At 37.8% G+C, this 15,191-nt stretch carries 17 protein-coding genes, 5 tRNA genes and 1 other RNA gene; 14 read left to right on the forward strand and 9 right to left on the reverse strand.

What is annotated here, in order from left to right:
• Positions 1-31 precede the first annotated feature (31 nt).
• Positions 32-129, forward strand: an RNA gene (gene ffs / locus FJR47_RS00770) — signal recognition particle sRNA small type.
• 55 nt (positions 130-184) lie between these two features.
• On the opposite strand, the gene FJR47_RS00775 is transcribed toward ffs, so the two are convergent.
• A complete protein-coding gene (locus FJR47_RS00775; protein ID WP_152298597.1) occupies positions 185-415 on the reverse strand; it encodes a hypothetical protein in 231 nt (76 codons plus the stop codon).
• Between the two features lie 94 nt (positions 416-509).
• Here FJR47_RS00775 and rpmI point away from each other — a divergent pair, with 94 nt between their 5' ends.
• Together rpmI and rplT are read left to right on the forward strand one after the other, a co-directional pair.
• Positions 510-701 carry a 50S ribosomal protein L35 gene (rpmI, locus tag FJR47_RS00780; protein WP_152298598.1) on the forward strand — a complete coding sequence of 64 codons (192 nt, stop codon included), beginning with the start codon at positions 510-512 and terminating at the stop codon, positions 699-701.
• Positions 702-808: 107 nt separating this feature from the next.
• Complete coding sequence (gene rplT, locus FJR47_RS00785) at positions 809-1,168, forward strand: 50S ribosomal protein L20 (protein WP_152298599.1); 360 nt, start codon at positions 809-811, stop codon at positions 1,166-1,168.
• A gap of 27 nt (positions 1,169-1,195) precedes the next feature.
• On the opposite strand, the gene FJR47_RS00790 is transcribed toward rplT, so the two are convergent.
• The 4 genes from FJR47_RS00790 to FJR47_RS00805 are packed head-to-tail and all read right to left on the reverse strand — an operon-like array spanning position 1,196 to position 5,276.
• A complete protein-coding gene (locus FJR47_RS00790) occupies positions 1,196-2,401 on the reverse strand; it encodes a replication-associated recombination protein A (RefSeq protein WP_152298600.1) in 1,206 nt (401 codons plus the stop codon).
• Positions 2,402-2,403: 2 nt separating this feature from the next.
• The gene (locus tag FJR47_RS00795; protein ID WP_188093729.1) at positions 2,404-3,255 is read right to left on the reverse strand and encodes a pseudouridine synthase; all 852 of its coding nucleotides are present in this window, start codon (positions 3,253-3,255) and stop codon (positions 2,404-2,406) included.
• On the reverse strand, positions 3,252-4,214 hold the full coding sequence (locus FJR47_RS00800; protein WP_152298602.1) for a KpsF/GutQ family sugar-phosphate isomerase: 963 nt from the start codon (positions 4,212-4,214) through the stop codon (positions 3,252-3,254). The genes FJR47_RS00795 and FJR47_RS00800 overlap by 4 nt, the downstream gene beginning before the upstream one ends.
• A 42-nt stretch (positions 4,215-4,256) precedes the next feature.
• Positions 4,257-5,276: a cytochrome-c peroxidase gene (locus FJR47_RS00805; protein WP_152298603.1), complete on the reverse strand. Its 1,020-nt coding sequence runs from the start codon at positions 5,274-5,276 to the stop codon at positions 4,257-4,259.
• 154 nt (positions 5,277-5,430) lie between these two features.
• On the opposite strand from FJR47_RS00805, the gene FJR47_RS00810 reads away from it, so the two are divergent.
• The 3 genes from FJR47_RS00810 to FJR47_RS00820 are packed head-to-tail and all read left to right on the forward strand — an operon-like array spanning position 5,431 to position 8,360.
• Positions 5,431-6,165 (forward strand): ATP-binding protein, encoded by a 735-nt coding sequence (locus FJR47_RS00810; RefSeq protein ID WP_152298604.1) that lies wholly within the window; start codon positions 5,431-5,433, stop codon positions 6,163-6,165.
• Positions 6,166-6,167: 2 nt separating this feature from the next.
• A complete protein-coding gene (locus tag FJR47_RS00815; RefSeq protein WP_152298605.1) occupies positions 6,168-7,532 on the forward strand; it encodes an NAD(P)H-hydrate dehydratase in 1,365 nt (454 codons plus the stop codon).
• Between the two features lie 48 nt (positions 7,533-7,580).
• Positions 7,581-8,360 carry a thiazole synthase gene (locus tag FJR47_RS00820; RefSeq protein WP_152298606.1) on the forward strand — a complete coding sequence of 260 codons (780 nt, stop codon included), beginning with the start codon at positions 7,581-7,583 and terminating at the stop codon, positions 8,358-8,360.
• A 32-nt stretch (positions 8,361-8,392) separates the two neighbouring features.
• Here the strand turns inward: FJR47_RS00820 and FJR47_RS00825 are convergent, their stop codons facing one another.
• Positions 8,393-9,838, reverse strand: a complete 1,446-nt coding sequence (locus tag FJR47_RS00825; protein ID WP_152298607.1) for an alanine/glycine:cation symporter family protein — start codon at positions 9,836-9,838, stop codon at positions 8,393-8,395.
• 173 nt (positions 9,839-10,011) lie between these two features.
• Between FJR47_RS00825 and FJR47_RS00830 the strand changes: the two genes are divergently transcribed.
• The 5 genes from FJR47_RS00830 to FJR47_RS00850 all read left to right on the forward strand — a co-directional run bounded on the left by FJR47_RS00830 (position 10,012) and on the right by FJR47_RS00850 (position 10,512).
• Positions 10,012-10,089, forward strand: a tRNA-Pro gene (locus tag FJR47_RS00830).
• 23 nt (positions 10,090-10,112) lie between these two features.
• Positions 10,113-10,189 (forward strand) — tRNA-His (locus tag FJR47_RS00835).
• A gap of 43 nt (positions 10,190-10,232) precedes the next feature.
• A tRNA-Arg gene (locus FJR47_RS00840) sits at positions 10,233-10,309 on the forward strand.
• Between the two features lie 16 nt (positions 10,310-10,325).
• Positions 10,326-10,402: transfer RNA gene (locus FJR47_RS00845), tRNA-Arg, on the forward strand.
• Between the two features lie 25 nt (positions 10,403-10,427).
• Positions 10,428-10,512, forward strand: a tRNA-Leu gene (locus FJR47_RS00850).
• A 93-nt stretch (positions 10,513-10,605) separates the two neighbouring features.
• Here FJR47_RS00850 and FJR47_RS00855 read toward each other — a convergent pair.
• From FJR47_RS00855 to FJR47_RS00865, 3 genes are all read right to left on the reverse strand, one after another.
• Entirely contained in the window at positions 10,606-11,151 is a 546-nt protein-coding gene (locus FJR47_RS00855; RefSeq protein ID WP_152298608.1) for a hypothetical protein, read from the reverse strand.
• Positions 11,148-11,477, reverse strand: coding sequence for a winged helix-turn-helix domain-containing protein (locus FJR47_RS00860; RefSeq protein ID WP_152298609.1), 330 nt, complete (start codon positions 11,475-11,477; stop codon positions 11,148-11,150). Before FJR47_RS00860 ends, FJR47_RS00855 begins: the two co-directional genes overlap by 4 nt.
• Before the next feature lie 377 nt (positions 11,478-11,854).
• The gene (locus FJR47_RS00865) at positions 11,855-12,094 is read right to left on the reverse strand and encodes a hypothetical protein (protein ID WP_152298610.1); all 240 of its coding nucleotides are present in this window, start codon (positions 12,092-12,094) and stop codon (positions 11,855-11,857) included.
• Positions 12,095-12,307: 213 nt separating this feature from the next.
• Between FJR47_RS00865 and FJR47_RS00870 the strand changes: the two genes are divergently transcribed.
• Genes FJR47_RS00870 through FJR47_RS00880 form a run of 3 tightly spaced genes read left to right on the forward strand, consistent with a single transcriptional unit; the run spans position 12,308 to position 14,983 of the window.
• Complete coding sequence (locus tag FJR47_RS00870) at positions 12,308-13,540, forward strand: nucleotide sugar dehydrogenase (protein ID WP_152298611.1); 1,233 nt, start codon at positions 12,308-12,310, stop codon at positions 13,538-13,540.
• Between the two features lie 53 nt (positions 13,541-13,593).
• Positions 13,594-13,869 carry a four helix bundle protein gene (locus FJR47_RS00875; protein WP_152298612.1) on the forward strand — a complete coding sequence of 92 codons (276 nt, stop codon included), beginning with the start codon at positions 13,594-13,596 and terminating at the stop codon, positions 13,867-13,869.
• Positions 13,870-13,918: 49 nt separating this feature from the next.
• Positions 13,919-14,983 (forward strand): NAD-dependent epimerase, encoded by a 1,065-nt coding sequence (locus FJR47_RS00880; protein ID WP_152298613.1) that lies wholly within the window; start codon positions 13,919-13,921, stop codon positions 14,981-14,983.
• The last annotated feature ends 208 nt before the right edge of the window (positions 14,984-15,191 follow it).

A 15,191-nucleotide genomic window follows, 5' to 3' on the forward strand; every position in this document is an offset into this window, starting at 1 on the left:
TTAATTTTTTTAGATATAATTCCGTTGCTTCTCTTTAGACCTGTGCAATAGTGTTTTGAGATACTGTGTCAGGGTAGGAATACAGCAGCACACCTTGATTCATTATGTGCCGCAGGTATCTGGGGGGAAGTACTTCAAGCAGACTCCCCAAACTTAACTTTATTTCGCTTTGTAATATTTAAAACTATTTATCGTCTCTGTATTTGGAAATTCCGCATGCCTGATTCAATTTTGGCGGATTGTTTTTTAAATAGTTTAAATCTTCGAGAGTCTGTTTTAAAACTCTTTTTTGTTGCAGCAGCGGCAGCATACGATTGTCTTTCTCATTCATAGGCAGACTCATGTCGGCAAGTATGGCTTCAACCTCTTTGTCTAAATCGTTTAAAGCGTTTGTGATATGTTTTATAGAATTCATAACAGTATCATAACAAAATTTAAAAATATTTGGGTATAATTTCGCTCTCAAAGTACATTTCGTGCTGCAAGAGAATTTTACAAAGGAGTTATCGATGCCAAAGATGAAATCGGTTAAAGGCGCAGTAAAGCGTTTTAAAGTTAAGAAAAATGGCACAATCAAGCGTGGAACAGCGTTTCGCAGCCATATCTTAACAAAACAAGATGCTGATACTCGCCGTAAGCAAAACTCGCCAAAAGTTGTTGCTAAAGTAGATGAGAAAAATATTAAGGCTATGATTAACTAATAACGGTTGATTATTAAATCTCCAGAATTATAATCTGGGCAAGACCACCTAAGATGTGGCACCTTGAACACAAGATAGTGTCTGGGTAAAGAAAAAAAGGAATTAAAATGCCAAGAGTAAAAACAGGTGTTGTTCGTAGAAGAAGACACAAAAAAATATTAAAACTTGCAAAAGGTTTTTATAGCGGTCGTCGTAAACACTTCCGTAAAGCAAAAGAGCAGTTAGAGCGCTCAATGATGTATTCATTCCGTGACCGCAAGCAGAAAAAGCGTGATTTCCGTAAACTATGGATTATCCGTATCAATGCAGCATGTCGTCTTAACGGTATGAATTATTCATCATTTATGAATGGTATCAAAAAATCTGGCATCGAGCTTGATCGTAAAATTCTTGCTGATATGGCTATGAATGACGCAGCAGCATTTAGTGCAGTTGTAGAGTCAGCAAAGTCAGCATTAAACAAATAAGTTTGAAAGTGTAACTTTTGTTACACTTCATTCTTCCTCTTTATCAATTTTATCAAAATCAGAAATATTGCGTAACCACTCTTTAATCTTTTTCTCATAACCTATATCTTTTAATTTAACAAAATTAAGTGCTCGAGAGAGATATTTTTGTTTTACATATCCGCCAAAGTCATGAGGATAGAGATACCCCTCATTTTGCTGAGTTATATTTTTTGGAATATCCAAAATCACCCCGTTTTTTACAGCATTTAGCGCTTCATTTATCGCCAAATAAGCGGAGTTTGATTTTGGTGAAGATGCCAGATAGATAACGCATTGCGCCAATATTATTCTTGCTTCGGGATAGCCTATCTTTGAGACGCTTGTCATGGCAGAAGTAGCAAGAGTGAGTGCTTGGGGATTTGCATTTCCTATATCTTCGCTTGCAAGTATTACAAGGCGTCTTGCAATAAAATCGGCACTCTCTCCCCCTTCAATTAAGCGAGCCAGATAGTAGATGGCGGCATTCATGTCTGAACCTCTTATCGACTTAATCATCGCACTTGCGAGGTCATAGTGCACACCAGCTTCACTGCTTCCGGCACTCAGCGCATTTGGTCGGAGAGATTTTAAGATACCCAGTGTTATATGCGAGTCTATATTTGAAGCAAATTCCAGAAGTTTTAACATCGCTCTTGCATCGCCGCCGCTGCTTTTTACCAAGTACTCCGCCGCATCTTCGTCGCATAGTAGAGAAGCGCCTGAGATTGCTTTTTGCAGCAGTTCCTCAAGTGCTTTGTTGGTTATATGGTAGAGTTCAAAGAGCATTGAACGGGAGCGGATTGCAGAGGTAAGCGAAAAGAATGGATTTTCTGTAGAAGCACCGATAATCAAAACAGAGTTATTCTCCATAACCGGAAGCAGAACTTCCTGCTGATTTTTGGCTAAGCGGTGCACTTCGTCTATAAAAAGAAGAGGTTTTTGCAGCGTGTTTTTATACTGCTCGAAAATCTTTCTTAACTGCTCGATTTTTATGCTTGTTGCATTAAATTCATAGAATGGAAGCTCCATTTTTTTGGCAATAATTCTTGCAATAGAGGTTTTTCCGCATCCTGCAGGTCCAAAAAAGAAGCTGTGTCCAAGAACATTTTTTTCACACAGTACTCTTAAAGGCGCATTTTTAGCGCTTAAGTGCTCCTGACCGACTATATCATCGAAAAATTGCGGGCGTAAAAGATGCGTAAAATCAGCCAATTTTATCTCTTCTTTTGAGCGGGTTTATTCTCTTTAAAAGTTGTTTTTTTTTCACTTTTGAAACTTCTCTTTTCGTTATTCTCTTTTAGTGCTGATTTTTTCTCATCTTTTAGAAATTTTGCTAAAGCGGAGTATTCGCTGCGGCTTAAAAATCGTACTTTGCCTTCAGGGAGATTGTTGAGTTCAATCTCTGCAAAACTGATTCTTTTAAGATCGACTATTTCTGCTCCAAAGTGTGCAAAAAATCTTCTGAGTTCACGGTTTTTTCCCTCACTGAGTGCCACTTTTAAAATGGAGTAGTTCGGCTGATTTTTTTGGACTTTATAGCCTATAAAAGGTTTGAACTCCATCTCTTTTATTTTTGAGTGGGAGTGACCGCCCGCAGATGCATCATCAAGTGTCATTCCCTTAAGCATAGCATCTTCCATATCCGGAGTCACTTCGCCTTTTATCTTAATCTTGTAGATCCTCTCCAGATTTGACTCCATAAGAGCAGATGCAACCCTTGAGGCATCGGTTAGAAGCAGTAAACCCTCAGATGCATAATCAAGTCTTCCTACGGGGACATAATGTTTATACTCTTTGCTTAAAGTGTCATATATGGTTCTTCTGCCTTTAGGGTCGCTCTTTGTTACAAGTTCACCTTTGGGTTTGTTGTAAACAATAACAGTATATTTGTCTCTTGGGCTGACCTGTTTGCCGCTTATATAAACGATATTGACACCTTCTTGGATTTGGGTTGCAGGGTTGGTTTGAATCTCTCCGTCAACTCTGACATAACCGTCTTGTATTGCTTTGTCGGCTTCTCTTCTTGAGTAGCTTGAGTGGTGTGCGATGTATTTGTTTAATCTCACGATATACCTTTTTCTATCAAAGTATGGATATGAAGCACGCCAGTTACTTTCTTCTCTTTATCTGTTACAACTAAAAGCTGTATCTTCATCTCTTCTATTATTACAAGTGCTTCGCTTGCAAGCATATTTTCATTATCTATTGCTTTTGGATTGAGGGTGGCATATTTTAAAACATTGTCTTCGAGTGAAAAGTTATTACTCATCAATGCTCTTCGAATATCGCCGTCACTTACAAGAGCTAAAAGTCTGCCAAGCTCATCTGTAATCAAAACCGTTCCGATTCTGCCCTCGCTAATCTTTACAATCGCATCTTTTACTTTTGTATCTGCACTGATGATTGGCAGATCTTTTGTTCGCATAAGGTCTTTGACTTTTACAAACAGCTGTTTTCCCAAAGCTCCGCCGGGGTGAAAAGAAGCAAAATCACTTTTTTTAAAATCTCTTGCTTTCATAAGACAAACTGCAAGAGCATCGCCGAGTGCGAGAGTAAGCGTTGTTGAACTTGTAGGCGCTATATTTAAGGGACATGCCTCTTTTTCCACTACAACATCTATAACCAAATCGCTGTATTTGCCAAGTGTAGAATTTCTGTCTCTTGTCATGCCTATAAGCGGAGTGTCAAATCTTTTGATGTGCGGAAGTATGGAGCTTAACTCCTCACTTTCGCCGCTGTAACTGATGGCGATAACAACATCATTTTGACTTATCATTCCCAAATCACCGTGAAGCGCTTCTGTGGGGTGCAGAAAAAAGCTCGGAGTTCCTGTAGAAGCAAAGGTTGCAGCCATTTTTGCTCCGATAAGTCCCGATTTGCCAACTCCCGTGACAATAAGTTTGCCCTTGCATGCAAGGATAACTTCAACTGCTTTGTCAAAAACATCATCTATGTTTTGAGCGCTGTTTAAGAGCGTTTGGGCTTCAATTTGTAAAGTTTCTTGTGCTATTTGTTTGTAATTCATAATGCAATTATACCCTTTTTGGGTATAAATTGCATGAGAGATTTAGTTAATGTCAGGCTTTGGAGTTTTAGAAGTTGAAACCGGTAGTTGAGGTAGAACTACATCAGCTTTTCTGCCGTCAAGTGCTTTTAAGAACTCTTCGATTGAAGCAGCCTCTTTGTCATTGATAGAAGCACCAAGCTGGATACGCCCCATCTCGATGATAGCATCTTTTAAATCCCAAATTTGACCATTGTGATAGTATGGAGCAGTTTGCGTGATATTTCTGAGAGTAGGCACTTTTACCATACCGTTTGCATCACCTTTAAAGTCACCAACATTTTGGTATTTATACTCTCCTGTAATATTAAAAGCATTCATTTCACCGCCAAGAGCGATACCGTTGTGACATGTAGCACACCCTTTGTCTATAAATGTTTTAAGACCATCTTTCTGAGCTTTTGTCAGAGCATTTTCATCTCCGTTTAAGTAGTCATCAAATGCAGAAGGGGTAACAAGTGTTCTCTCAAAAGTTGCGATTGTATCAGCTACTTTTTCAAATGTTATTTTTACATCTTTGCCATACGCGCCTTTAAACTCTGCCACATATTCAGGCATTGAAGCAACTACCGCTTCGACATGTTCCGGCAGTGCAGCCATCTCTGGAGCAGCCTGCATAGGACCTTGAGCCTGTGCCTCTAGGTGAGGATCGCGTCCATCCCAAAACTGAGAGCTAAAAAAGACAGAGTTGTAAACAGTCGGTGAATTTAAATGGTGCGGATTTGCTGTCCATTTGTGACCTATTGCAGCAGGGATTCCATCATCTCCGCCTTCGCTGAGGTTATGACAGCTGTTGCAGCTTATAAAACCGCTTTTTGAGAGTCTAGGATCAAAATATAGTTTTTTTCCAAGTTCAATTTTTTCAGCTGTTATAGGATTTTTTGGATTGTCAGTTAACTTTAAGAGCTCTTGTTTGTCAGTAGGAATGGGTATTAGACCAGCATTTTTTGCATCAGTCATCAAGCTAGAAGCTAAGAGTGATGAAGCCGTGAAAGCTAAAGTCAAAATAGTTTTAGTATACATAATATGTCCTTTTTAAAAATTGTCACAAATCTTACTTTCTTTTAACTTAATGCAATATTATTTATTTGCACTTTATGTAGCATATCCAAATAAACTTATTTTATTTATTAGAGATAAGTTATAATAGTCACAAAAACTTTACTGGGGGAACAAAATGAGAGATAAATTAGGAAAATATGTAAGCAGTATAAACACATTGAAGATGGAAGAGAGAGTGATGTATTTCAATACGCTTATTTTAGCAGAAGAGGGTGCCGGTAAAACCAATCTCGCATGTAGAATAAGAAACTATATCATTGATAGCAATGTCGCAACTCTCTATCTTGATTTTTCCAACTCTGATATAGATGATATAGAATTAAGATATAAAGATGAGTATTTTAACTATATACGATTTGATGAAAGCGATGCATTTTTAGAAGAGTTCAATAAGCTTATAGATGAAAAAAAACATATATATATGGCAGTTGATCCGGCTTACTTTTCAAATAAAAGAGATATAAAAAGCAAGTTGACTGAAACGCTTCAAATACAAGGGCTTTTGGATAACTACTACTACTTTTTTCATGATATTGAAAATTTAAATGGTTTTTATACAAAATTTGAGGATTTTTTACTCTATATGCTTAACTTTTTAAATATGAAAAAGTATGGATTGACTTTCCTGGCACAGCCTCACTGCACTTTTGAAAATCCGCAAATAAAACTGCTCTTTACATTTCTTTATCTTGGAAAATGCTCTAATTTTGAGTATTTCAATACTGCAAATTTAAAAAAATTGCCAAAAAACAGATTTTTTTATCAGTATAGAACAGACTACCGTACTCTTTTATTTAATGATATAAAAAGCAATATAGTCGAAATAGATGAGTATATGATTGAAGAGTAATTATGCAAAAACTTTTTGATGAAGTGGCATCTCTGGACAGGAGATGCTATGAGGAATTTTTTTTAAGCGAAGATATATTGATGGAACATGCGGCAAGTGGCATGGCTGAGTATATTCGTAACAATTTTGCAAAAAATTCAAAAATTATTGTTGTATGCGGAAGCGGCAATAATGGAGCTGACGGGATTGCCCTTGCAAGGCTTTTGCATGGAGATTTTGACACTTCTCTTTTTTATGCAAAAGAGCCATCTTCAAAAATGGCGCTTCTACAGGCAAAGCGCGCGCAAAGCGTAGGAGTAAAAGAGTCTAAAGAGCTTAAAGATTGTGATGTTTTAGTAGATGCAATAGTCGGAACTGGTTTTAGCGGAGAGTTTAGCGAAGAGCTGAAAAATCTTATAAACAAAATGAACTCTTTAGTTGCTTTTAAAATTGCATGTGATGTTCCTTCTGGTTATAAATTTATTGCAGATGTGACTTTGACAATGGGTGCTTTAAAAAAGAGAATGTTTTTGGATGAGGTAAAAGAGAGCGTCGGGGAGATAAAAGTTTTAGATCTGGGCATCAGTAGAGATATATATGAAAAAGAGAGTAACTGGAGTGTGCTCGATTTGGATGATTTAAAACTCCCAAACAGAGTAAAAAAAGATTCTCACAAAGGCTCTTACGGTCATTTGGCGGTAGTCTCGGGAGAAATGTGCGGAGCCGGCATAATGAGTGCTCTCTCTGCTCTTAGATTTGGAAGCGGACTTGTAACGCTTGTCGGATTTGAAAAAATAGAGATACCTCACTGTTTGATGTATTCGCATAAACTGCCGAAAAATGCAACAGCTTTGGCGATAGGAATGGGACTGGGAGCTGAGTTTAGTACTTTGGAGCTGGAGAAGTTTCTGCATAACACACTGCCAGTTATCGCAGATGCGGATATTTTTTATATGCAGACAATTTTAGAAATTTTAAAAAGAGAAAGAGTAGTGCTTACTCCACATGCCAAAGAGTTTGTTTCACTCTTAAAAATAACTAATCTTGCAGATATAACAATACAAGAGGTACAAAAAAATCGTTTTAAATATGTTGAAGAATTTTGTAAAATGTTTCCAAATGTAACACTTCTTTTAAAAGGTGCAAATGTCATAATAGCAAAAGGGAGTGAGTTTTATATAAATCCGCATGGAACTTCTGCTTTGGCAAAGGGTGGAAGCGGTGATGTGCTTAGCGGTCTTATAGGTGCACTTTTGGCTCAAGGCTATCAACCGCTTGATGCTGCCATAAATGCCTCTTTAGCGCATACAAAGACAGCATTGAATTACAGGGGAGCTGATTTTTCACTTACTCCTGATGATTTGATAGATGGCATATGCAGATTATAAGATTGCTTATGATATAAATAACAAAATAAAATAATTAGGAAAATATTTATGCAAGATATACTAAAAATCGGAAAATATGAACTTGGCTCGCGCCTTATCGTTGGAAGTGGAAAATATAAGGATTTTCAAACCACAAAAGAGGCGACAATTGCAAGCGGAAGCGAACTTATAACTGTTGCTGTTCGTCGTTTAAACATCACAGATCCGGATAAAGAGAATCTTCGTGATACATTTGCCGGAACCAATGTAAGGTTTCTTCCAAACTCTGCCGGATGTGTAACTGCTGAAGAGGCTATTACCACCTTTAGGCTTACTCGTGAAGCAACCGGGATAGATCTGATAAAATTAGAGGTTATCGGCGATACACAAAAAACACTTTATCCTGATGTTTTAGAGACTATAAAAGCGTGCGAAATTCTCTCAAAAGAGGGCTTTACCATTATGGCGTATACTTCAGATGATCCGATTATGGCAAAGAGACTTGAAGATGCTGGCGCTCATGCTATTATGCCTCTTGCCGCGCCAATCGGAAGCGGACTTGGGATTCAAAACCCATACAATGTTGTTTTTATCCGTGATGCAGTAAATGTTCCCGTAATAGTTGACGCAGGAATAGGGTGTGCAAGCGATGCTGCTTATGCTATGGAGCTTGGCGCTGACGGAGTATTGACAAATACTGCAATAGCGCAGGCACAAAACCCTATGATAATGGCTGAAGCGATGAAGCATGCTGTAATTGCAGGGCGCATGAGCTATCTTGCAGGAAGAATCCCTAAACGCCCTTATGCTACTGCATCTTCACCGGTTGATGGGATGATACAGTTTTAGTATTTTGAAAAAGGAATTTTTTCCTTTTTCTTTTACCTTATAGCCTCTCTGTCAAGTTCACCGCTTTTAAGTTTTTCCATATAAACATTCAGCTCTTTTTTAACATCTCCTCCAAGGATAAATAGCCCTAAAATATTTGGCAGTGCCATAGCCAGAAGAAGCATAAAACTAAAATCAACCAACAGTCCCGTGCTTACAACTGTTCCTATCACAGTTAGAGAAAGAAATAGAATTTTATAGACTATAGAAAATTTTGAACCAAAAAGATAGACCCATGCGCGCTCGCCGTAGTATGACCACGATATCATGGTTGAAAAAGCAAAAAGGGTTATACTTACCGATAGTATGGCAGGAAACCAGTCAATGACAGTTCCATATGCCACGCTTGTAAGAGCCGCACCCTGTTTTGCCTCTATGAGATCAACATAGGCTCCATCATGAGCATAAACACCTGTTATAACGATAACAAGCGCGGTCATGGTACAGATGACGATAGTATCTATAAACGGCTCATAAAGAGCTACCAGTCCTTGTCTGACAGGATATTTTGTTTTAACGGGAGCATGTGCAACCGGAGAAGAGCCGATGCCCGCTTCACTTGAGAAAACGGCTCTTTGAAAACCTTGGATAAGTGACCCTATGATACCACCATAAATCGCACTTGTTGAAAAAGCTTCTGTAAAAATAATACTAAAAGCATCAACTATCTTCTCAGAGTGGTGCCCCAAGATCCATAAAGAAGCGCTTATATATATGATTGCCATTAGAGGAACAAGTGCTTCAGTGATATGTGCTATTCTCGTAACACCGCCTATAATAACAAAGCCGACAAGAGTAGCGATAATAATTCCAAAGATTATAGGATAATTTCCAAAAAATGGAACCTCTTGAGAGATAGCGCTTAGTGCCTGTGAGACTTGAAAAGTATTTCCGCCGCCGATAGCTCCGCCGATCATAAAAACAGCAAAAACAACAGCAAGAACTTTACCGAATTTTGCATACCCTTTTTTTGCCAAACCCTTTGAGAGATACTCCATTGCACCGCCCATAATAGTCCCGTCTTTTAAAAACTCTCTGTATTGCAGAGAGAGTGTTACTTCTGTAAACTTAAGACTCATTCCCAAAAAACCGGCGACTATCATCCAAAAAGTTGCTCCGGGACCTCCGATAGCGATGGCAAGAGCAACACCGGCGATGTTTCCAAGTCCGACTGTAGCACTTAATGCAGTTGTTAATGCACCAAAAGAGGAGATTTGCCCAGTATCGTCTGCAGTATTGTATTTGCCTCTTATGATATTAAAAGAGTGGCCAAACGCTCTTAGGTTTATAAAGTTGTGTAAAAATGTAAGATATATACCTCCAGCAATAAGCCACACAACTAAAAACGGCAAGGTGACCCCATCTACCGTTCCAAAAAGAATGTCAAAAAATAGAAGTGTCTCTAAAAAAGAGTTTATATTACTAAATACTTCACCCAAAATTAACCTTTCAAAACCATATAGATGTTATTGTAACAAACTAATCTTAATCTCTTTTTGTATTGATTTTGAATTTTTTTGATAATATGCAAGAAAACTATTGACATTTTAAAAGTAATTAACTATAATTTCGCCTCATTAATCAGCTACTAGGTTGTTTTAATGTTATAGGTCGGGGTGTAGCTCAGTATGGTTAGAGTACCTGGTTTGGGACCAGGGGGCCGAAGGTTCGAGTCCTTTCACCCCGACCACCCTTTTATATTTAAAAAATATGGTGAGATTAGCTCAGCTGGTTAGAGCACTGGTTTGTGGTGCCGGGGGTCACGGGTTCGAATCCCGCATCTCACCCCATAAATCTTAAATATAAAAAAACTTAATAATAATAAACTTTGTGGCGTCCGTGGCTCAACTGGATAGAGTTTCGGACTTCGGATCCGACGGTTATAGGTTCGAATCCTATCGGGCGCACCATTTTTTATAAATGTATGCGTCCTTAGCTCAGCTGGATAGAGCAATGCCCTTCTAAGGCATCGGTCACACGTTCGAATCGTGTAGGGCGTACCACCTTTACACTGTTAAACAATCACATGCGGATGTGGTGAAATTGGTATACACGCCAGACTTAGGATCTGGTGCCGCAAGGCGTGGAGGTTCAAGTCCTCTCATCCGCACCACCCCTAAAATAGGGAATTTCAAGAGATTTCACTCTCACTTTAAGAAAATTTCAAAATCAACTTTTTATTTACCACCTGCTGGTTTTAGTGCCATTACTTATCCCTATGTTTGAGACTATTTTCAAAAATAGTATATTTAGCTTCCGAACCTTCCTTTATAGACCACTCTTTTATTGATTGAAGATCATATTCATTTTGTTGGGCAACCCATATAGCTTGTTGCAATGATTGCTCATCATCCCAATGGTAGTATGCAGCAAGTCTATCTTTGATGCAGTCTGTTGGAGTTAAAAGTCTTAGTACACCTGCTTCTGTATCAATTTCAGCGATATTTTCAACAGGTGCATCACCAACACCTAATGGACCAGAAGGAAACTCTATAAAAAATTTTGTATCGTCATGCACAAAATATTTATTGTGTTCTTTAAATCCAAGTTCCTTCATTACCGCATGGATCTTTTTAAATTGTTCATTGTATTGGTTGATTAGATCTAAATCCCAAGATGTATATTCACCTCTACTATAAATTTCTACACATGAACCACCAGAGAGAACAACATGTATATCTTTAGCGATAAGAGCATCACATATCAGTCCTCCTAGTTCTTTTAAATCCATATCTTTAATTTGTTTTTTCATAAAGGTTTTCCTACTCTTCTTGGTCGTTTTCTTTGCATATCTAGTTTTTCTTTTAACTCTGGTTTGTAATATAGTCTCGCTTTATCAAGTAATGTAGTAAGCTCAGGAAGAAATGCGTATCTTGGATTAAAAAAATAGATTTTAGTTCGACCAGACATTTTACTTAGTGCCAAACCATTCTCTTCAAAATGTTTCAGTTGGTTTTGAATAGATGGCAAAGATACATCAAAATATTTAGCTATCTCCCGTGCATAACCTTCTTTGAATACAAGAAGATACTGTAAGGTTAATTCTCGGTTTTTGGTACCCAAAAGTGCTTCTAACATGCTTGCTCCTAATAATGATATAAATATTATATCATTTGACATAAATATTATATCATAAAATAGATTGATTAATAAAATTTAGTTAGATGCCAAATTGTACTTGAAAAATCATTTTTTTACTACAGTTTTTACTACAAAATTTGAAAAACAATGAAAATGGATGATGTAGAATGAAAGTTTAAAACCTTTTATAAAGTCCTAAATATAGGAGTTTTGAAAGAAAATGAAACTGTTTAAGAAAAGATGAAAAGAGTTAAAAAATAGACTTAGGATCTGGTGCCGCAAGGCGTGGAGGTTCAACTCCTCTCATCCGCACCAGCAAAATAATCTTCAATATTTAGCTTTTTCTCAACACGCCCATTCAACAATCAAGTGTGTCAATCTTTTAGTTTGTAGATGTCATCTCCGGCGTGAAATACACAAAATATAGTATTGTATGCTTTTGCTTGTTCGTGCATTATTTTGTTTTCTATACTGGATTCATTACAAAAGTTTTTGATTTTGGATATAGCTTCTTGTTGTCCGGAAAATGAGATGATATAGTCACCCTTATAACCGATTTTTGTACACATGTTTACTATATCAAGTTCTATTGCAAACTTTACCAACTCTTTCATCTCTTTTATAAACACTTTGTTTCTCGTTTAGTTTTTTATTATTGTAATGATTGACAAAGTATATCTAAAAAAAGTATAAAATGATAAAAGAATCTGAAGTTTGAATTTGGTAAAATTCAACAATTGAATTTTCATGCAACAAAAGGGTAAAATGTTGATAAATGAAGAGGCTGAGGGACTTATGAACTCAAACTTAAAATATAAAGGCAGTAGATGAAGATAGCAATAGCAGGTACGGGATATGTGGGACTAAGCAACGGGATTTTACTAGCGCAGCATAACGAAGTGGTCGCACTGGATATCATTCCTGAAAAGGTGGAGATGATAAACAAAGGTATCTCGCCGATAGAAGATAAAGATATACAAGAGTATCTAACAACACTAATCACTAACCCCCAAAAACTAAACCCTGATAATAAAGGAAGCTTCCGCGCCACTTTAGATAAAAACGAAGCATACGAAAATGCTGAGTATGTTATTGTAGCGACGCCGACCGACTATGACCCGGATACAAACTACTTTAACACCAAAAGCATAGAGTATGTTATAGACAATGTGCTTAGTATCAACCCGCATGCTGTCATAGTTATAAAATCCACAATCCCGGTAGGCTATACAAAAAGCTTAAAAGAGAAGTTTAAAGTGGACAACATTATCTTCTCTCCTGAGTTTTTAAGAGAGGGTTTGGCGCTTCATGACAACCTCTACCCAAGCCGCATTATAGTAGGTGAAAAGAGCAAGAGAGCGGAAGTATTTGCAAATCTTTTGGCTGAGGGTGCCATCAAAAAAGATATCCCGATTCTCTTTACCGATGCAACGGAAGCTGAGGCGATAAAACTTTTTGCCAATACTTATCTAGCTATGAGAGTTGCCTACTTTAACGAGCTTGACTCTTACGCGCAGACTCATGGACTAAACACAAAGCAGATCATAGAGGGAGTAGGGCTTGACCCGCGCATCGGCACACACTACAACAACCCATCATTCGGCTACGGCGGATACTGCCTGCCAAAAGACACAAAACAGCTCCTTGCAAACTATGCAGATGTTCCATCAAATATGATAGAGGCGATTGTAAAATCAAACAGCACAAGAAAAGATTTCATAGCAGATTCAATCATAAAGAAGCTATCAACTATCAACTATCAACAATCAACTCCAACTGGCACAGTTGGAATCTACAGACTTGTAATGAAATCAGGCTCAGATAACTTTAGAAGCTCCGCCATCCAAGGAATCATGAAGCGCATCAAAGCAAAAGGCATCGAAGTCGTTATCTATGAACCAGCCTATGAAGAGGATGACTTTTTCAACTCAAGAGTCATAAAAGATCTGAACGAGTTTAAAAAGATAAGCGATGTTATTGTTGCAAATAGACTCAGCGATAGCATTATGGATGTAAAAGATAAGGTCTATACTAGAGATATATTTAATTCAGATTCCTGAATTGGTTGATGGCGGATGGTTTATAGTTGATGGTTAAAAACAGGGGTTTTAAAATGAGTGATTATAAAGATTTAAATATTTGGAAAGAGTCAATGGATTTGGTAGAAAATGTTTACAGGCTGGTAAAACTGTTTCCAAAAGAAGAGATATACGCTTTAACTGATCAGCTCAAAAGAGCTGTAGTTTCAGTACCATCAAATATAGCAGAAGGTCAAAATAGAAATACAGATAAAGAGTTTGTGCAGTTTTTGTATATTGCTTTGGGCTCGGCATCAGAGGTTGAAACACAACTTCTCATTGCCAAAAGACTTAACTATTTACAAAAATAAGAAAAATGACAAATGCACTGATAAATTCAATTAGAAGGAAAACCAACTAATGCCATCAACACCAAACAAACCATCAACAATCAACTATTCGCCATCAACACCAAAATCTAAAAAGATTTTGGTAACTGGAACAGCAGGCTTCATCGGTTTTCACCTTGCAAAAAAACTACTTGAGCGTGGCGATGAGGTAGTTGGTCTTGACAATATAAACGACTATTATGATGTAAATCTAAAGTATGCAAGATTGGCAGAATTAGGAATCCAAAAAAAATCCCTAATCCCTAATCACTATACCCTAAGCACTAAATTCCCACTGCACAAGTTTTACAAAGTAGACTTAGAGGACACAAAAGCTATCAATCATATCTTTGAAACTGAGCAATTTGACGCAGTGGTGAATTTAGCTGCTCAAGCGGGTGTGCGGTACTCCATAGAAAATCCGCATGCTTACATCCAGAGCAATGTTGTAGGATTTTTAAATATTTTGGAGGCTTGCAGAAACTACGGTGTAAAAAATCTCTCATACGCAAGCAGCTCATCCGTGTATGGGCTCAATGAATCACAGCCATTTAAAACTACGGATAAAACGGACACCCCTATAAGTCTTTATGCTGCTACCAAAAAATCAAACGAGCTTATGGCTCATACATATAGCCATCTATACGGCATACAGACTACCGGCCTGAGATTTTTTACGGTTTACGGACCATGGGGCAGACCCGATATGGCGCCGATGCTTTTTGCCGACGCCATATCAAATGACAGAGCCATAAAAGTATTTAACCACGGCAAAATGAGCAGAGACTTTACATACATTGATGACATAGTAGACGGTGTTATCAAGGTTATAGACAATCCTTCTGATTATAGTGTGTACAACATAGGCAATAATGCTCCAGTAAGTTTGATGGAGTTTATAGAGACGCTTGAAGACGCACTTGGCAAAAAAGCAGAGAAAAACTTTATGGATATGCAGCCCGGCGATGTAGAATCAACCTACGCCGATACACAAGATCTGATGAATGATTTTGGATACAAACCCGATACAAAACTTGTCGATGGAATAGGCGAGTTTGTGAAGTGGTATAAAGGGTTTTATAAATCTGAAGAGTAAGCCTTTCCCGTCATCTTGAGTCCTCGTCATTCTGAACGAAGTGAAGAATCTCGCTTGAACTTCAACATAGACTCTTCCCTCGCTACGCTCATTCAGAGTGACGAGTTTTCCGTCATTCTGAACGAAGTGAAGAATCTCTCTCTAACTTCAACATAGACTCTTCCCTCACTACGCTCACTCAGAGTGACGAGTTTTCCGTCATTCTGAA

Origin of the sequence: Sulfurimonas xiamenensis (assembly GCF_009258045.1) — a bacterium.
Classification (GTDB): Bacteria; Campylobacterota; Campylobacteria; order Campylobacterales; family Sulfurimonadaceae; genus Sulfurimonas; species Sulfurimonas xiamenensis.

Excerpts from the sequence above, each read along its gene's own strand:
- FJR47_RS00775 (WP_152298597.1), bottom strand. The coding sequence starts at position 415 with ATGAATTCTATAAAACATATCACAAACGCTTTAAACGATTTAGACAAA.
- rpmI (WP_152298598.1), top strand. The coding sequence starts at position 510 with ATGCCAAAGATGAAATCGGTTAAAGGCGCAGTAAAGCGTTTTAAAGTT.
- rplT (WP_152298599.1), top strand. The coding sequence starts at position 809 with ATGCCAAGAGTAAAAACAGGTGTTGTTCGTAGAAGAAGACACAAAAAA.
- FJR47_RS00800 (WP_152298602.1), bottom strand. The coding sequence starts at position 4,214 with ATGAATTACAAACAAATAGCACAAGAAACTTTACAAATTGAAGCCCAA.
- FJR47_RS00805 (WP_152298603.1), bottom strand. The coding sequence starts at position 5,276 with ATGTATACTAAAACTATTTTGACTTTAGCTTTCACGGCTTCATCACTC.
- FJR47_RS00810 (WP_152298604.1), top strand. The coding sequence starts at position 5,431 with ATGAGAGATAAATTAGGAAAATATGTAAGCAGTATAAACACATTGAAG.
- FJR47_RS00815 (WP_152298605.1), top strand. The coding sequence starts at position 6,168 with ATGCAAAAACTTTTTGATGAAGTGGCATCTCTGGACAGGAGATGCTAT.
- FJR47_RS00820 (WP_152298606.1), top strand. The coding sequence starts at position 7,581 with ATGCAAGATATACTAAAAATCGGAAAATATGAACTTGGCTCGCGCCTT.
- FJR47_RS00855 (WP_152298608.1), bottom strand. The coding sequence starts at position 11,151 with ATGAAAAAACAAATTAAAGATATGGATTTAAAAGAACTAGGAGGACTG.
- FJR47_RS00860 (WP_152298609.1), bottom strand. The coding sequence starts at position 11,477 with ATGTTAGAAGCACTTTTGGGTACCAAAAACCGAGAATTAACCTTACAG.
- FJR47_RS00865 (WP_152298610.1), bottom strand. The coding sequence starts at position 12,094 with ATGAAAGAGTTGGTAAAGTTTGCAATAGAACTTGATATAGTAAACATG.
- FJR47_RS00870 (WP_152298611.1), top strand. The coding sequence starts at position 12,308 with ATGAAGATAGCAATAGCAGGTACGGGATATGTGGGACTAAGCAACGGG.
- FJR47_RS00875 (WP_152298612.1), top strand. The coding sequence starts at position 13,594 with ATGAGTGATTATAAAGATTTAAATATTTGGAAAGAGTCAATGGATTTG.
- FJR47_RS00880 (WP_152298613.1), top strand. The coding sequence starts at position 13,919 with ATGCCATCAACACCAAACAAACCATCAACAATCAACTATTCGCCATCA.